Genomic DNA, 16511 nt, shown 5'->3' with positions numbered 1-16511 from the left:
ACGCCGACACCAAGCACGAGCCAGACGAGCCCACTACGCCCGCCGACTCACCATCGAACTCCAACCATGATCACGAACGGCGGCTGCCGTACTAGCAGCTTTCCCTGACGGACCTTGACGAGCTGGAACGGATGCTGGCGGCCAGCGGTGGCGGCACCGAAGACTTTGACCAGGCCCGCCGCTCGGCCCATGGGCTCGGCTTGTTCATCTGCTCACTGGTCGGACTCGATAGGGAGGCCGCCACGGAGGTGTTCGGCGATTTCCTGAGCAGCCGGACGCTCAACGCGAACCAGATCAACTTCGTGAACCTGATCATCGCTGACCTGACCCAAAACGGGGTCATGGAGCCCGAGCTGCTCTACGATTCTCCGTTCATCGACATCGTCCCGCACGGGCCGGACTCGATCCTCCCATCCTCCGAGTAGACCGCCTGATCACGATCCTTCACTCGGTCCGCGACACCGCCGCTCCGGCGCCGGAGGTGGCCTAACTGCACGAGGAGGGCCGTCCTTCATGCTGGCGGAGTCGCGATCTTGACATGACCGCAGCGTGTACAGCTGTCTATGTTGCACATAGTCTGTCGAGAAACTCACCTCTAGAAGAGGGGAAACGATGGCTGCATCGGGGTGATCGTGGCCCTGGTGAGCCACCGGCTTCGACCGCCTGGGATCGCCAAGCAGGGCGACGGTCCGGGATGGTCAGCGGGCCGGCGTGGCCGAGTTGGGTTATCTGGCAACGAGGCTAGATCGGAAGATCAGCGCGGGTCTGCCGTGGTCCAGGAGTTCGCAGGCGTCGGTCGCCTGAAGCTCCCTTGCTCTAGGAAAAACGCTTGAGCAGGCGCTCGACGAAGTCAGGCCCCTTGGTAGTCCTATCGTGCGATATCCCCAGCAGGTACTCGACGAAGTCAGGCCCCTTGGCGATCTTGTCGAGTGAGTTCCCCGTTCGGCGTTCGTGTGCAGCAAACTCGCCGCGGAGGAAGGCCAAGGTCGCCGGTAGGTCTGCGTCTGCCAGCGGGGTGCCAGCCGAGGCCAAGCGGCTGAGCTGCTTCGGAGACCGTACGGGCTGGCCCACGAGCTTCGCCGTTGCCACCATTGCCAGATGGAAGCGGTAGTTATTGCGCTCAGGCACGCTGACGCCGGCAGTCTCCGACGCCAGGAAAGCATCGATCTCCTTCTGAGCCCGGGCGACCCAGAGATAGATCTCCACTGGGATTTCCTTGGAAAAGATCCGCTTGTACTCTTCGTCACGCTTCAGCAGGCTAGAAGGTCGGGCACGGGAGTTGTCGGGGCGACTCAGCCCCATGGCCATAACAGCCTGCGCAAGCAGAGAGATGCTCACGATCCGTTCGGCGCTGCGGCCGCTGTTGCGGTAGAAATTCTTCCGACGGTCGTAGTACCAGTCGTGTCCGAGGAAGTACGCCTCAATGTCGCGCTGGATGTTGTCGGTGGCCCGCAGTGAGGCGGCGGGCACCGACGTTTGGCGGTTGGTGGCGCGGATGACGAGATCCCGGGTAGCCAGGTCGTCGCCCGTGACCAGGATGCGGACCAGCACTGAGCGGTCGAGGGCAGGATGGCTTTCAGATGCCGTGCGCAAGAAATTGAAGATGGTGTGCGAGGACTGTAGCCCGTTGACTACCTGAACATCGTCTAAAGAATAAGTCTTGCCGACTGCGGTTGCCTTGGAGCAGACGATAGTTACCCCGTTGTTGAGCCACCAAAACTCGGGGCCTTCGGGGTCTTCCAGCGAGGCCCGGATTTCTCGGTTAACCTCAACGTCGCCTTGATAGTCCCTGACGTTCCAGTCGAAGATGTGCCGCCGGAGTTGGCCGTCCTCATCCTTAAGGAAGGCCATGTAATCGCGGAGCTTAACCAGAGCGACGTGGCTGTTGCCGCTGGTCGCGTTTTCCTGGTAGGTCAGCTCGGTCGTGTATGACGCGACGGTGTTCGCCCGTCGCCATAGCTCGGCCGCCCCGAGGAACTCGACGTGGCCCTTCGCGCCGGATATGACGCTAGCGAGTTGGGTCTCCAGGTCGCGTGCCTTGATCTCGACCTTGGTGTTGATCGAGTTCTGGCCGGTGGCCCGACCACGGGTGGCATATACGAAGTGGATTTCCACCTGGGGATGCCGTGTGGCTAGGGCCCGGAGAGCCTTTCGGAAGAATCCGGTCCGCGAGACGGTGCCTGAGGAGTAGAGCTTGAGGAGATCATCTTCGTGCTCCGCGAGGCTCAGTAACCGCGCGAGCGCAGCGGCAGCCTTGTCGATGGCCGTCTCAGTGAACGAGGTCTCCCGCTTGGCCTGTACCAACCATAGTTGCAGCTTGACGCCCCGTGGCAGCTTGCTAGATGAGAATCCGGCCTGCAGCACATCGCTGTCCTCGGAGAGAAGCATTCCATCGACGAATACGTAGATCGCGTCGATGGCGCCGTCGTTGCTGCCTCCGATGACTCCCTCGGCGACTTCCTCTGCAGATAGTTGCCGGGTTACGAGCGCCTGTTCCGCTGCGAACAGTTCGAAGGCTTCATCGTCGCGGATCGGGACTGATCGTTCGGCCTGCCGCTGGACCAGAACTTGATCGAGCAGCACCTGTTCGTTGTCGGCCACGCACGAAGTGTAGGGGAAGCCTCTCGTCCTCGCGATCCTGAAAGGGCATCGGTCTTCCGCCTACTATCCGACCGAATGGTGGAGTACGCAACCTAACCTGAGGACGTTCCGCCCTCCGGGCAGAGAGTGTGCCGGCCGGTCATCGGGACGTCTGACCCGGCAGTACCACGACACGAGTCAGGCGTGCCACTTGAGTGGCACCATGCAGGAGTGAAGCGTGTTTGGGCGTCACGTTCCGTTTACGCTGCTACATATCAAATCAGGGCAAACATATATACATGCAGGTCACGGCAACTTCCTTGCGTTGACTACGGATCAGGAGGTTAGGGGTTCGAGTCCCTTCGGGCGCACAAGATCAAAAGACGTCTGACCTGCGGAAACGCGGTCAGGCGTTTTTTGTTGATCGTCCCGTTGGACAGTGGGTGTCGCGTGGGTCGCTTGTACGTTGACCTGCTCTCGGTTCTGTCTTGTCGAATGATTCGGCAAGAAGATGGGCGGCATGAGATCGGGTCGTGATCTACCCGGGCGCGGGAACCCCCGCGCCCGAGTAGACCTCACAACGATCGTCAGGCGGTCACCGGCGGTCGGACTTGTCAACCACCTCTGCCACTGGTCAGGCGGGTACGAACTGCCACTGTTGGTTGGTCCCGTTGTTGGCGGTCCACTGCACGACCTGCGCGCCGTCGCTGGTCGAGGCGGCGGAGACGTCGGCCACGAGTCCGCTGCTGCGGCTGACGATGGTGTAGTAGCCGTCACCGGTGGGCCGCAGGTACCACGACTGGTTGGCACCGCCATTGGCCGACCACTGCTGTAGCTGTAGGCCCTGTGTGGTGCTGCCGGCGTTGACGTCGAGCATCTTTCCTGAGGCGGTGTAGCGCAGGGTGTACGTGTCCTGGGTGGTGCTGATCGTCCAGGTGGGGGAGCCGCTCTGCTGGACCGTCTTGGCGCCGTCGGCGGTGGAGTTGCCGGCGATGGCGAGGGGCTTGCCGCTGTTGCGGTTGACGATGCGGTAGGTGCCTGCTGCCGGCCCGGTTCCGCCGCTTCCGCTGAGGTTGAGGTACTCGACCGCATCGGTGAAGACGGTGCTGCCGGACTTGGCGGTCGACAGCTGCAGGTACACGCGGCTGCCGGTGGCGGGGGCGGTGAAGGAAACCGGTTGGGTGACCCGTGAGCCGAGCGGGACGGTCAGGGTGCTGTTGCCGGACGCGACGACCGTTCCGGTCGGGCTGTCGAGCCGGGCGGTCCAGGTGAAGTCCACGGAGGTGTTGGTGAGGTCGTCGTTGAACACGGTGATGTTGCGGGTCACCGTGGCGTTGCGGGCGTAGCTGGGCACCGCCTGCGCCAGCGGGAAGCTGCCGTTGGAGTCCGAGTTACCGGAGGCGGACCAGTACGGGAGGTCGATCGCGGCCACCGGGTTGAACGCCGCCTGCACGCGCTGGATCTGCGCGTTGCTCCACGGATCGGGCAGGTTGTCCACGCCGTAGATGGGGTGACCGCCCTCCTCCGGGGTGAAGTCGGTGGACCGCACGCCCGGCACCACGCTGGCCCAGGCGGACAGCAGCGTGTACGGACGCAGGTCGGTGGCGCCCTTGCCGCGCTTGGCAGCAGTCGCGGTGGCGAACCACTCGAAGCCCTGCTTGTTGTTGCATGCCGGCCAGATGAACTCGCCCTCGCCGTCGGGCCGCCCGTTCACGCTGACCAGGCCCTCCCCGTACCTGCCGAAGCCGTCGACGTAGTGCGGAATCACCGCGAAGTTGGCGTACGTCATCCCGGGATACAGGCTGACATTGTTGCCGACGCCCACCTCGACAATGATCGGCCGGGTGCCGTCGGCGCCGTTCATCGCCGCGTACAGGTCCTTCTCGAACTGCTCGGAATCCTGGCCGCTCTGGTTCGGCTCGTTGTTCTGACTCCAGCGGATGATCGAGGGGTGGTTGCGGTCGCGCAGGACCAGCGCACGGGCGTGGTTGATCATGTTGTCGCGACCGACGGAGTTCTGCCACTCCTGTGAGGACTGGGAGCCGCGAATCGCGACCTCGTCGATGATCATCAGGCCCATCTCGTCGGCGACATCCAACATGTACGGGCTTCCGGGCTCCTGGTGGATGCGCACCACGTTGTAGTTCAGCCGCTGGTAGTTGTCCACCGCCTGCGGCCAGCCGCCGTTGCCGGACGACGGGGGCAGGAAGCCGGGCAGCGTGTGGTACGCGTCGCCCTTGCCGCCGTTGTTGATCCGGTCATAGTCGGCACCCTGGAGGTTGTCGCCGCGGAAGTTCACGCGCACGCCGTTGAGGTAGTAGTAGTCACCGTTCTGGGTGGCCTCCCGGAACCCGAACCGGGACTCGGCGTCGCTCGTCCGGCCGTCGTCGGTGACGGCATGCACCGTCAGCTCGTGCAGCTGCGCCCGGTACCCCGACCGGTACGGCACGTTGGGCCACCAGTACGAGGTGCTGTCGAGGTTCCACGCGACCGGACCGACGGTCACGGTCGCGGTCGAGTTGGCCGCCACGGTGACCGTACGGCTGGGCAGTGCCGGGTAGCTGAAAGCCGTTCCGTTGTGGGACGACAGCGACCCGGTCAACGTCACCGACCGGGAACTGCCCGACGTGTTCCGCACCGTCACGTCGTAGGTCAGCGTCTTGTTCGCCACCGACGTACGCACGAATGTGTCGCTGACGTACACCGCCGGGTACGCCCGCAGGAACGCGGACCCGAAGATCCCCTGCGGTACCGCCTCGGACCACGTGGCTGCGTCGGGCACCAGGTACCGGCCGTTGGATGCCTTCAACGCGCCGCGGCCCTTCACGTTCACCGTGATCGTGTGGGTGGTGCCGGGCGCCGCGTATGCGCTGATGTCGAAGTTCGACGGGGTGAAAGCCGTTGTCTGGGTGGCGACCACGCGGCCGTTGACCGACAGTGTCGCCTGGTGGTTGACGGCGCCGAACTCGATCCAGGTCGACTGCGGCTGCCCCGAGTCCGGCACGGTGATGCTGCGCGAGTACACCGCCTCGTTCACGGTGGTGAAGCCCTGCTTGTACCAGCCGCCACCGGGTACCGCGATCGTGGTCGCACCCCGACCCGCGGGCGTGAAGTTCCATGTCCCGCTCAGATCGACCGAGGCGATCGCGGCGCTACCGGCCGCCACACCGTCAAGTCCGGCGGCCGCGACACTCTGCGTCTCGACCGGCGCGGCCAGGGCCGACCCGGGGGTCGCCAGGGTCAGCCCACCCAGCGTCAGGGGCAGGGCGAGCGCCACGGTCGCGGCCAACCCTCTGGCCGACGCCGACAATCGGCCACCCCAGTGGACGTTCGTACGATGCACGGTAACCCTCCTGTGACTCATCCGCCGGCTCCGAAACTCGGTTCAGGGCACAGCCACAAGGCCGATGCTCGAATCGATTCGACGAATCTGCCGGCGTCGCCGACCACCCGGGAAGGGTGACTGCGGCCCAAATGCATAGATATGTATTAATGGGTGCAGCGAGCGTGAAGTCAAGGTTTCGACGCGGTTACGTCCTGCTCGTGACCCCTCGCAAGTGTCGAGCGGCCGTCGATAGTACGACCCTTCCGGAATGCCGGAGCATCGCGCTCAGGCATTCCTCGTCGCCGGCCCACCGACGCGGTGCCGATCGAATTTCGAACCGATTCGACCCTGCGGCGCGCCCGGCCGCGTGACACGCTGAAGGCGCGGACAGCACCGGGGTCCTCGATGAAGTCGGCGGGCGGCCCGGCCTGACTTGTTCGGTTCCAAATGGAGTTAGGGTGCTGGTAAGGAACGTGCTTCGCCAGCGTCGCGGGCGGGTTGCGGGCTCTTAACGGTGAGTGTCTGACTGCGTAGACATGACTACGCAATCATACAGGACGATGGCCGGTGATGGGAGGTGCCGTGACGCGACTGGTGAGGCCGGGTGAAATCCCTCCGACGCCGCGCAGCGTGGACGTCGCGCGGCTGGCCGGCGTCTCCCAGAAGACGGTGTCCAGGGTCCTCAACGACGAGCCGTATGTCTCGGCCGACGTGCGCCGGCGGGTCCTGGACGCCGCCGAGGAGCTCGGCTACCGGCGCAACCAGGCGGCCCGGGCGTTGGCCTCCGGGCGGACCCGGTCGATCGGCGTGGTGACGCTCGGCAGCGCCTTGTACGGGCCGGCGTCGTGGCTCATGGGCGTCGAGCGGGCGGTCCGGGAGGTGGGCTACACGCTGCGGGTGGCCGCCACGATCGAGGGCGACCCGGGCGGCATCGCGAGCGCCCTGACGTCGCTGCTGGGCCAGGGCGTGGACGGCATCGTCATCTCCGAGCCGATCGACGAGGGTGTCGGCCTCATCAGCGTCGACGTGCCGGTCCTGGTCCTCGGCGCGCCGCCCACCTTCGCCGCGCCGCAGGTGGTGACCGCCAGGGTCGGCGCGAGCCGGCTCGCACGGGCCGCGACCGAGTACCTGCTGGAGCTGGGGCAAGTGACCGTCCATCACCTGGCCGGCCCGCAGCGGTGGTATTCGGCACGGGACCGTCTCGCCGGCTGGCGCGAGGCGCTGCGAGCCCACGGCGCGGACGAGCCGCCGGTCGTCGATGGCGACTGGTCGGCCGCGTCCGGCTACGCGGCGGGCCGGGAACTGGCCGGCGACGGCACCGTGACCGCGGTGTTCGCCGCGAACGACGACATGGCGATCGGTCTCATCCGCGCGCAGCTCGAGGCCGGGCGCCGCGTGCCCGAGGACATCAGCGTCGTCGGGTTCGACGACATCCCGGTCGCCGCCTACGTCACTCCCCCGCTCACCACCGTGCGGCAGCCGTTCGACGAGGTCGTGCGGCGGGGCCTCGCGCTGCTGGTACAGGTCATCGAGAAGCCGGACGTCGAGCTTCCACCGGCGGCCGACCAACCGGTCGAGCTGGTCGTCCGCGCCTCGACGGCGCCGCCACCGCCCCGGCCGATCCCGGAACGTGGCCGCCGAGCGATCCCCCAGGCCCGCGGTGGCCCGCACGGTCAGTCCGCCGGCAGCGAAGTCCCATCCACCCAGCCCTGATCAACGTCGATCCGTCCACCCTCCACGATCCATCTGCCGAGAAGGCGCGAGCGTGCAGGCCAGAATCCACGTCGCGACGAGGGCTGCTCGTGGTGCTCCCGACACGGGCACCTCGGGCGCCAACGCCCGGCACCCTGACGTCCTGGCCGCCCAACGCCGAGAACGCGCCCGTGTCCGCAGCGAACGCCGGCACCGCTGGGGCCGATCCCACACCAAGGCCGCCCGACGACTCAGACACGGTGAACCTTCATGGACAGCGCACTAGGCGGTGGAACGGCTCGGCTAGTTCGGCGACACCGGTGTGGTCCGCCGCCAATGGAATCCCCGTCAGTGAAGACAGAACCTCCGACTGAACGTGACCAGGAGGCTTCGCACCAGACTGCCAAGGCGCGGCATCCAGCGGCGCGTGGTGATGTGTTCGGTGCGAGCGGAGGCTTTCGAGCCGACGATGCCGGCAGTACGTGTAGGTGATGCCGTCCGCTCGATCGGTGGCGACGGGCCCGGGCTGGACCCGGAGGGGGCGGGCGGTTACCGCTTGTCGGCGACGAAGGTTCCGCGCGCCGGCAGCGTCACGACGAGACCCCGCTCCCGCAATAGGCGGATAGCCGCTCGGACCGTGCCGCGAGCCACGCCGTACTCCTGCTGAAGGTGGGCCTCGGAGGGGAGCGGCTGACGAGGCTTGAGCTTCCCGGACTCGATCTTCTTCGTGAGGAGATCCGCGAGCTGGATGTAGAGCGCTACCGGGCTCATCTCGTCAACCATGATCGACACCCTATAGACGCCTCTGGGACGACACCTGCCGTCGCTGCCGAAAGCTGCGTACGGAGGTGAGCGGTGAGCGACGTCCCGTTCGATGTGGAGCTTTCCTGGACGGTGCTCGACCACCACCGCATGCAGAGGTGCAGCTGCTGTCACCCGGACGGCTGGTGCCCGAGGGCTGCGGTAGCCCGAGCGCGGATCTTGGCTTGGCGACGGGCGGTGGGTCGTGCCCCCATTCAGGAGTGGTGACCTCCTGCACCTCACGAGGTCGGCCAGCGTCCAGTTCTCCCGGCCGTTTCCTCTTCCGGCTCATCCGCGTGCTCGAAGACCGGATCACGTACGACGGGTGGGTCTGGATCGAGGGTACGAGCTGGACGCCCGGGGTGAGGCGGTAGCCCGGCGGGAACTGTTCGTCCAGCCTGCCGGTCTCCGGAAGTTCTCCCCGTCGTCCCGCCGGAGCACCCAGGCCATCCGAGGCACCCACACATCAAGGGTCAGGCGCGAACCAGCCGCGCCTGACCCTTGATGTTCGTTACAGCGTCGCCGCAGCTACGCCTGGACTGCCGGCGCCCAGGAGAAGATGGCGTTGTCCGCCGTGCTGCACGGGTAGAGGATCAGGTCGGAGCCGTTCGACGTGCTGCTGCCCTGCACGTTGAGGCACTTCGTGTTGTTCAGCCGGCTCTTGAACTGGTAGAAGTCGAAACCGCCGATCTTCCGCACGAACTGCGGGTACCACTGGTCGTTCAGCGTCGCGCTGCCACCGCAGTTGTACTGGACGATCTTCGTGCTGTTGACGTCCGTGCTGCCCTTGATGTTCGCGCACATGCCCGTCTTGCCGTTGATGATGCGCTGGTAGCCACCGGAGGTGGGCCGGAAGATCCACCGCTGGTGCAGCGGCGTGACGCCGCCGCTCCAGGTTGAGCAGGTGTAGACCTGGACCTGTGCGCTCAACGAGCCCGAACCACCCTGGACTTCGACACACTTGTCGACAGCGCTCGCGGGAAAGATCTCCCACGGTCCGTTGTCCGCGGCGTAGGCAGCCGACGGCCCGATCGCTCCACCGGCAGCCACCCCGACCAGTGCCGCGCAGACAGCGACGAATTTGCGTAGCTTCATACTCGTTCCCCCCCATTCATCGAACAAACAACGGGCATGACCCTACCCAACGCACTCAGGCATGTATATCCCTAGTTATCTTGGCGGGGGGCACCTGCCGAGCTGCGGGAATCCGCAGTCAGGTGAAACGTCTCATTGGGCGTGGTGGCTCGTCGTATCGGCCCCGGGTGGCTGCCTGAGGTGGTATCAATTGCCGATAGGTGAAGAATCCGGGCAAGGCCGGGCGGCGGCATGTCGACAGGCGCGGCAACGCTGCTTCGCAAGTCGGCGCAGCCGCAGCGGCCGAGTCTCCTGGAGCTCTTCTTCGACCTGGTGTTCGTCTTCGCGCTCAACCGGGTCTCTCATCGGCATCGGGGCGGGTGAGCCGCTAGCCGTGTTGTTCTTCGGCGGCTCCTTCGGCGTGGGCGCGATCTTCTTCAATGCCCTCTGGTGGTACGCGTTGCGCACACCGAGGCTGTTGAATTCGCGGGTCAGTGCGCACGCGGGCAGGCTCGTGGGCAGACGCTTTCTGGCGGGACCGCTGCTGACTCTCCTCGGTGCGGCGGTCGGCGCGTTCGCCCCCGCTGCGGGGCTTGCCATATACGCCCTGATGATCCCTGTCTTCTGGCTGCCTCTGCCCGCGCTCGAACCAGTCCCTCTCGGCGACGAGAGTCGCTGACCGTGCCGGTCGGCAGCTCCCTGTCGGCCGGCAGCGCAGGACGCGGGGGAGGCGGAGAATCGCCGTCCCCCGCGCGGCTGCTCAGGGGCTGGTGCAGGTTGGCGACGGGGTGGTCGGCGTACCGGAGCCGAGGAAGCCGAACGTCGTCGTGGTGCCCGGTGCCAGCGAGCCGTTGTACACCGCGTTGCGGACGGTCGCTGTCGAGCCGCTGGTGCTCAGGGTGCCGTTCCAGACCTGACTGATGCTCTGGCCGTTCCCCAGGGTCCAACGGACGGTCCACCCGTCGACGGCGGCGGTGCCGGCGGTCACGGTGACCTCACCCTGGAAGCCTCCGGACCACGAGTTGACCGTGCGGTAGGTGGCGGTGCAGGCGGCACCCGAGGGAGGCGGCGTGGTCGGCGGTGGCGTGGTGGGAGGCGGTGTGGTGGGCGTACCCGTGGTGGGCGGTGGTGTCGGTTCACCCGGCGGCACCAGGGGGCAGGTGGCGCTGTACCGCGAGACGCCCCGGCTGTCCGCCAGCGGGCAGAGGAACTGGGTGTAGCGCGTGTCGTTGTCGAGGAACGTCTTGAGCCAGGGGATCAGGAGTCGCATCTCGGTCGGGTTCGACCTGGTGAAGGAGAGGTGGTCGTTGCCGGCCAGCTCGGCCCAGGCGTGTTCGACGGTGGCCGGCAGGCTGTTGTAGATCCCCTGGACGTACGAGGGAGTGACCGTGCCGTCGTTCTGGCCGGAGATGAGCATGGTGGGCACCTGGGTGCTGGACATGTTCAGGTTGTTGCCGGGGGTGCCCGGTGCGAGACCGACCGCCGTCTTCAGGGTGGGTCGCCGGAGCGAGGCGAGCAGGGTGCCCGCGCCGCCCGCCGAGTGGCCCATCACGCCCAGTCGGCTCGGGTCGACCCTGTTGCGGACCGGGCTGGTCCGGGTGAGGTAGTCCAACGCGGCGAGCAGTTGGGTGGCCCGGGCGTCGGCGCCGTCGGTACGGCTGTTGGTCTCGATGCCGATCACCACGAACCCGAACGAGGCCAGCCAGGGGCCCATCCAGGCCTCCTCGTTGGCGAACAGGGCGGAGTAGCCGGGGACGATCGCGATCGCGCCCCAGGTGCCCAGGCTGGTGTCGGTGGGGTAGTAGACGTACCCGCCGTTGAAACCGTTGCCGGCTGGGACGGTCGCCTGCGTCGTGGCGAACGGGCCCCGGGTGGCGGCCACGCTGGCCAGGGTCGGGTCCGGGCCCCGCTGGTACGGGCTGTCCGCGACCGCCGCGTCCCGGGTCGTCGTCGCCAGTGCCATGCCGAGGGCCACGGCCAGTGCCCCCGTCAGCCAGCTGGCGGTGCCGAGCCGCTTCATCGACGGCTCCACTGCTGGTTGGTCTGGCCGGTGCAGGTCCAGAGGACGAGCTTGGTGCCGTTGGCTGTGCCCTGGTTGTAGGGGTCCAGGCAGAGGCCGGACTGCACGCCGGTGATGGTGCCGTTGGCGTTGACGTTCCACTGCTGGTTCGTGCCGCCGTGGCAGTCGTAGATGGTGACCAGGGTGCCCGGCGAGGTGCCGTAGCCGGCGGCGTCGAGACACTTGTTGCCGTACACCGTCAGGGCCTTGCCGGACGTGTAGGTCCACTGCTGGTTGGTGCGGCCGTGGCAGTCCCACAACTGCACCTGGGTGCCGTCGGTGGTGGAGGAGCCGGGGACGTCGACGCACCGGCCGGACAGCGTGCCCACGAGGGTGGTGGTGGTCTGGCCGCCGCCGCTGCTCGGGTCGCCGATGCTGCCGGGGACCGACTGCAACGCGCTGTACCAGCGGGCAGCCATCTTGTCGTAACCGCCGGCGGTGGGGTGGACGCCGTCGATCAGGTCGGCGGTGGTGAGCGCGCTGTGCATGTCGACCAGGTGCACCCGCTTACCGGCGTTGGCCCTGCTCTGCACGATGCCGGGGATCGCCGCGTTGAACGTACGGGCGGCGTTCTCCTGGTTGCTGTTGGAGAGCGGGATGAGTTGCGCGACGAACACCTCGGCGGTGGGCGCGGTGATGGTGATCTTGTCGATCAGCGTGGAGAGCCGGTTCGGCGCGGTGCTCACGTTGTAGTTCTGCAGGATGTCGTTGGTGCCGATGTGCAGCAGGACGGTCTGCGGCCGTTGGGTGTTCAGCCAGTTGACGATGTTCGCGTCGATCTGGTCGATGCGCCAGCCGGGGTGCCCCTGGTGGTCGTGGTCGCCGAGGCTGGCGGGCCCGTTGAACTGCGATCCGACGAAGTCCACCGTGTACCGGCCACTGACGAGACGCTGCCAGAGCCCGATGCGGTAGCCGCCGGGGACCTGCGTGCCCTCGGTGATGGAGTCACCGAGGGGCATCACGCGTACGCCGCCGTTGGATTCCGCGCTGGCCGGCGAGGTGGGTGCCACCACTCCGACGACCACGACACCGAGCGCCGCGAGTGTCGCGAGCCACCGTGCCTTCGTTCGCATGTCTTCTCCCTGGGTCGGTCGAGCTGGCCGAGGGCGTTGGCCGATCGGTAGGGCCGCCACGGGCAGCCGGCAACCTCGGGGGCCGGCGGACCGAGCAGCCGCCGGCTGCCGGGCGTTGCCCGGCTCGCGCCGATCGTCGGATCGGCACGGCGTTGCTGCCTCAGCACTGGGACGAGTGTGAGCGTTAACAGAGATGAGTGTAGATTCATCGAACCGATCTGGTCTACCTCGACGACGACCGCACCCGGGCGAGCACTTCAGCGGCGGTGGCCCCGGTCACTGACCTGCGGGCCGGTCTGTGGCAGCGTGCAGGGGCGACCGTCGTCGTACCTTGTACGCTGCCGTACCGAGAGAAGGCCATGCTCGCCAGGTCCGCCGAGACACTCCCTCCGTCCCCCGTCGTCGAACTGTGCGACGTGACGTTCCGGCGGGACGGCAAGCAGATCCTGCACGGCATCGACCTCACCGTGCGCGAAGGCGAGCACTGGGCGCTCCTCGGCCCGAACGGCGCGGGCAAGAGCACGCTGCTGGGCTTCTGCGGCGCGCTCACCCATCCGAGCTCGGGAATCGTGCGCATCCTCGGTCAGCAACTCGGCCGCGTCGACCTGCAACAGTTGCGCAGGGCGATCGGTCACGTGAACCCCCGCCATCCGCTGCGGTCGCCTCTGACCATCCGTGAGGTCGTCCTGACCGGGTTCGTCGGGTCGGTAGACCTGCCGCCACGCTGGCGGCCGACCCAGGATGACCGTGCACGGACGGATTCCCTGCTGAGCACGTTCGGGCTGGTCGACAGGGCCGACGAACGCTGGCCCACCCTCTCGCAGGGCGAGCGGGGTCGTGCCCTGATCGTCCGGGCTCTCATCAGTCAGCCGCGACTGCTGCTGCTGGACGAGCCCTCGACCGGTCTCGACGTCGCGGCCCGCGAACAGTTGCTCGAGACCATCGACCTTCTCCGCGCGACCCACCCCCGCCTCGCCTCGATCATGGTCACCCACCACCTCGAGGAGCTTCCGGCCACGACCACCCACGCGATGTTGATCAGCGGCGGCAGCGTGGTCGCCGCCGGCCCGGCCGACGAGACGGTCACGACCGCGCAGGTTTCGGCGGCCTTCGCGCACCCCATCGAGGTACGCCACGAGGACGGGCGTTGGGCGGCCCGCGCCGGGTCCGTCCGGCGGCTGGCAGCCGCCACCGGCTGAAATCCTGTCCGGTACGCCTCGCGGGTGAACGGTCGATCAAATGTCACGCGGTTTTGATCGGCGCGCGGATTCCGTCCGTAAAAGGATTCAGGTGGGCAGGAACCTGCCCGCCCGAATCGGAGGAATCTCATGCGCAGCATGTCTCGTTCCCGCTTGCGGGGACTCCTGGTCGTCGGAGTGGCCGGTCTTCTCGCGGCGGCCGGAGCGGTGACCCATCAGGCCTCCGCGGCCGAGGTGGCTGCCCCGGCTGCCGTTGGACCGGACGCCCGCCGGGTCGACATCCCGCGAATCGCCGCAGCGATCAAGCCGCCGGCGGGTTCTCGACCGGTCGGCGCGTACGTCGTCACCCGGGGAACGCAGACCTACACCTGCACCGGTGGCGTGTTCACCGGCGCTTCCGTGCCGGAGGCCCAGCTCCTCGGGACCGGTGGTCGGATCCACCACTTCAAGGGACCGAGCTGGCAGTCCCAGCGCGACAACTCCCTGATCACCGCCAAGAAGACGGCGGAGAGCCCGCGTGCGGGGACGATCCCGGAGTTGCTGCTGACGGTGGACAGCCACACCGGCACCGGCACGCTCGGCAAGGTGGCGTACATCAGTCGGCTCCGGACCTCGGGCGGCGCGGCCCCGGCGGGCGCCTGCACGGACGGTGCCACGAAGGCCGTGCCGTACGGCGCGGTCTACGTCTTCTGGGCGGCGAAGCGGTAACCCCCGGCGACGAGTCTCCCCGCTCGACAACCGCTGGTACAGCAGGCTGTACTTTCCGCCGCGGACGCTGCCGAGGGTGCCCACCGTGACCTATGTTGGCGCTGGAGGTGGGTGGCGATGGGACACGTGCGGGGCCGGCTGCGCGCCTCGGTCGACGCCCTCGAACACCTCGTCGGCGGGCTCGGCACCGCGCTGCTCGCGTTGGGCGCGTTGCTCTGGGTGATGGTCGTGGCGGTGACCTGCCTGACCGGGCTGGGGCTTCGGTTGGTGCCCGGCGCCCTGCGGTCGGTGCGCTCGGTGGCCGATCGGGAGCGGGGTCGGCTGTCCCGCTGGGGCACGTCGATACCCGCGCCGGGGCCGGTGCAGGACGGGTTGCGGGAGGCGGCACGCGATCCGTTCGTGCGCCGGGAGCTGGGCTGGCTCACGCTCCACTCGACAATCGGGCTGGTGTTGGGGCTGGTCGGCCTCGCCCTGCCGGTCAACGCCGTCCAGGACGTCACCTTCCCGCTGTGGTACCGGCTGGTCTCGCCCGAGGACGGCGCCCCGGGGTTCGTCTGGTGGCGTGTCGACGGGCTGTCCGAGGCGCTGCTGGTGGGCCTGCTCGGGGTGGGCCTGCTGGTCGCCGCGTTCGGGTTCGGTCCGGCGCTGGCCCGCGTCCAGGCCTGGCCAGGCCGATTGCTGCTGCCCCCGCCGCCGGGGATCGACCTGTCGCTGCGGGTGGCCGCGCTGACGGCCACCCGGGCCGCCGCGCTGGACGCCCACGCGCTGGAACTGCGCCGCATCGAGCGGTCGCTGCACGACGGTACGCAGAATCGGCTGGTCGCGGTCAACGTGTTGCTGGGAGCAGCCCGGCGAGCCGTGCGGCGCGACCCCGAGCGCGCCGACGAGATCATCGGGCAGGCGCAGGACGCTGCGGAACAGGCGCTCGGCGAACTGCGTACGGTGGTGCGGGGCATCCTGCCGCCCGTGCTGGACGACCGAGGGCTGGCCGGCGCGCTGGCGGGCCTCGCCGGCAGTTGCGCGGTGCCCTGCCGGCTCGCGGTCGACGTGGCCGTCCGCTGCGCGGCCTCGGTCGAGGCCACCGCGTACTTCGTGGTGGCCGAGGCGCTGACCAACGTCGTCCGGCACAGTGGCGCGAGCCAGGTGGACGTCGCCGTGCGCCGTGAGCAGGGACTGCTGTTGGTGACCATCGAGGACGACGGGCGTGGCGATGCCGACGAGGCACACGGCTCCGGGCTCACCGGCATCCGGCGGCGGGTCGAGGCGTACGACGGCCGGATGACACTGACCAGCCCATCGGGAGGACCGACGAGGATGCACGTGGAGCTGCCATGCGGATCGTGATCGCGGAGGACGATCCGCTGCTGCGCGAGGGGCTGGCGCTGCTGTTGCGGGCCGAGAAGTTGGACGTCGTCGCCACGGCCGGCACACCTGGCGAATTCCTGGTCGCCGTCGACGAGCACGCGCCGGACGTGGCGATCGTGGACGTACGCATGCCGCCGACGCACACGGACGAGGGCATCGTGGCCGCGGTGGAGGCCCGGCGACGGCGGCCCGGCCTCGCGGTGCTGGTCCTGTCGGCGTACGTCGAGCAGGCGTTCGCCACCGACCTGTTCTCGGTGGGCGCTGTCGGGCTGGGCTATCTGTTGAAGGAGCGCGTCGGCCGGGTCGAGGAGTTCCTCGCCGTGCTGCGCCGTGTCGCGGACGGCGGCAGCGTGATCGACCCGGAGGTGGTGGCCCAGTTGTTGGCCCGCAACCGCCGGTCGGACGCGGCGCTGGGCGAGTTGTCACCCCGCGAGCGTGAGGTGCTGGGGCTGATGGCCGAAGGGCTCGGCAACACCGCGATCGCCGAGCGGCTGTTCGTCACCGACGGGGCGGTACACAAACACATCCGCAGCATCTTCGCCAAACTCCAGCTACCGCCGGACGACCGCGCTGACCGCCGGGTCACCGCGGTGCTGCGCTACCTGGACGGCGGGCAGCGGTAAGCAGCGAGCCGG

At 67.9% G+C, this 16511-nt stretch carries 13 protein-coding genes; 7 read left to right on the top strand and 6 right to left on the bottom strand.

What is annotated here, in order from left to right; all coding sequences use genetic code 11:
* Nucleotides 1-104 precede the first annotated feature (104 nt).
* Nucleotides 105-425 carry a type I restriction-modification enzyme R subunit C-terminal domain-containing protein gene (locus ACGFH9_RS25690; RefSeq protein ID WP_393223914.1) on the top strand — a complete coding sequence of 107 codons (321 nt, stop codon included), beginning with the start codon at nucleotides 105-107 and terminating at the stop codon, nucleotides 423-425.
* A gap of 391 nt (nucleotides 426-816) precedes the next feature.
* Here ACGFH9_RS25690 and ACGFH9_RS25685 read toward each other — a convergent pair whose 3' ends face one another.
* Together ACGFH9_RS25685 and ACGFH9_RS25680 are read right to left on the bottom strand one after the other, a co-directional pair.
* On the bottom strand, nucleotides 817-2601 hold the full coding sequence (locus tag ACGFH9_RS25685) for an AIPR family protein (protein WP_393223908.1): 1785 nt from the start codon (nucleotides 2599-2601) through the stop codon (nucleotides 817-819).
* A gap of 613 nt (nucleotides 2602-3214) precedes the next feature.
* Nucleotides 3215-5923 carry an RICIN domain-containing protein gene (locus ACGFH9_RS25680; RefSeq protein ID WP_393223905.1) on the bottom strand — a complete coding sequence of 903 codons (2709 nt, stop codon included), beginning with the start codon at nucleotides 5921-5923 and terminating at the stop codon, nucleotides 3215-3217.
* Nucleotides 5924-6487: 564 nt separating this feature from the next.
* Between ACGFH9_RS25680 and ACGFH9_RS25675 the strand changes: the two genes are divergently transcribed.
* The gene (locus tag ACGFH9_RS25675; RefSeq protein WP_393223902.1) at nucleotides 6488-7618 is read left to right on the top strand and encodes a LacI family DNA-binding transcriptional regulator; all 1131 of its coding nucleotides are present in this window, start codon (nucleotides 6488-6490) and stop codon (nucleotides 7616-7618) included.
* Nucleotides 7619-8146: 528 nt separating this feature from the next.
* Here the strand turns inward: ACGFH9_RS25675 and ACGFH9_RS25670 are convergent.
* Both ACGFH9_RS25670 and ACGFH9_RS25665 read right to left on the bottom strand, forming a co-directional pair.
* Nucleotides 8147-8380 carry a GntR family transcriptional regulator gene (locus ACGFH9_RS25670; RefSeq protein ID WP_393223900.1) on the bottom strand — a complete coding sequence of 78 codons (234 nt, stop codon included), beginning with the start codon at nucleotides 8378-8380 and terminating at the stop codon, nucleotides 8147-8149.
* A 546-nt stretch (nucleotides 8381-8926) separates the two neighbouring features.
* A complete protein-coding gene (locus tag ACGFH9_RS25665) occupies nucleotides 8927-9493 on the bottom strand; it encodes an RICIN domain-containing protein (protein WP_393223897.1) in 567 nt (188 codons plus the stop codon).
* A gap of 373 nt (nucleotides 9494-9866) precedes the next feature.
* Between ACGFH9_RS25665 and ACGFH9_RS25660 the strand changes: the two genes are divergently transcribed.
* Nucleotides 9867-10151 carry a hypothetical protein gene (locus ACGFH9_RS25660; RefSeq protein WP_393223894.1) on the top strand — a complete coding sequence of 95 codons (285 nt, stop codon included), beginning with the start codon at nucleotides 9867-9869 and terminating at the stop codon, nucleotides 10149-10151.
* A gap of 81 nt (nucleotides 10152-10232) precedes the next feature.
* Here ACGFH9_RS25660 and ACGFH9_RS25655 read toward each other — a convergent pair whose 3' ends face one another.
* Nucleotides 10233-11492 carry a cellulose binding domain-containing protein gene (locus ACGFH9_RS25655; RefSeq protein WP_393223891.1) on the bottom strand — a complete coding sequence of 420 codons (1260 nt, stop codon included), beginning with the start codon at nucleotides 11490-11492 and terminating at the stop codon, nucleotides 10233-10235.
* Nucleotides 11489-12604 carry a ricin-type beta-trefoil lectin domain protein gene (locus ACGFH9_RS25650; RefSeq protein WP_393223888.1) on the bottom strand — a complete coding sequence of 372 codons (1116 nt, stop codon included), beginning with the start codon at nucleotides 12602-12604 and terminating at the stop codon, nucleotides 11489-11491. Before ACGFH9_RS25650 ends, ACGFH9_RS25655 begins: the two co-directional genes overlap by 4 nt.
* Before the next feature lie 266 nt (nucleotides 12605-12870).
* Between ACGFH9_RS25650 and ACGFH9_RS25645 the strand changes: the two genes are divergently transcribed.
* From ACGFH9_RS25645 to ACGFH9_RS25630, 4 genes are all read left to right on the top strand, one after another.
* Entirely contained in the window at nucleotides 12871-13803 is a 933-nt protein-coding gene (locus tag ACGFH9_RS25645) for an ABC transporter ATP-binding protein (protein WP_393223885.1), read from the top strand.
* 138 nt (nucleotides 13804-13941) lie between these two features.
* Nucleotides 13942-14511 (top strand): DUF3455 domain-containing protein, encoded by a 570-nt coding sequence (locus ACGFH9_RS25640; RefSeq protein ID WP_393223882.1) that lies wholly within the window; start codon nucleotides 13942-13944, stop codon nucleotides 14509-14511.
* Nucleotides 14512-14628: 117 nt separating this feature from the next.
* Entirely contained in the window at nucleotides 14629-15855 is a 1227-nt protein-coding gene (locus ACGFH9_RS25635; protein WP_393223879.1) for a sensor histidine kinase, read from the top strand.
* Nucleotides 15843-16499: a response regulator gene (locus ACGFH9_RS25630; RefSeq protein WP_393223876.1), complete on the top strand. Its 657-nt coding sequence runs from the start codon at nucleotides 15843-15845 to the stop codon at nucleotides 16497-16499. The genes ACGFH9_RS25635 and ACGFH9_RS25630 overlap by 13 nt, the downstream gene beginning before the upstream one ends.
* Nucleotides 16500-16511 lie beyond the last annotated feature (12 nt).

Origin of the sequence: Micromonospora sp. NPDC049102, assembly GCF_043197485.1 — a bacterium.
In the GTDB taxonomy this organism is placed as follows: domain Bacteria; phylum Actinomycetota; class Actinomycetes; order Mycobacteriales; family Micromonosporaceae; genus Micromonospora.
This window is presented reverse-complemented; position numbering and strand designations above follow the sequence as displayed.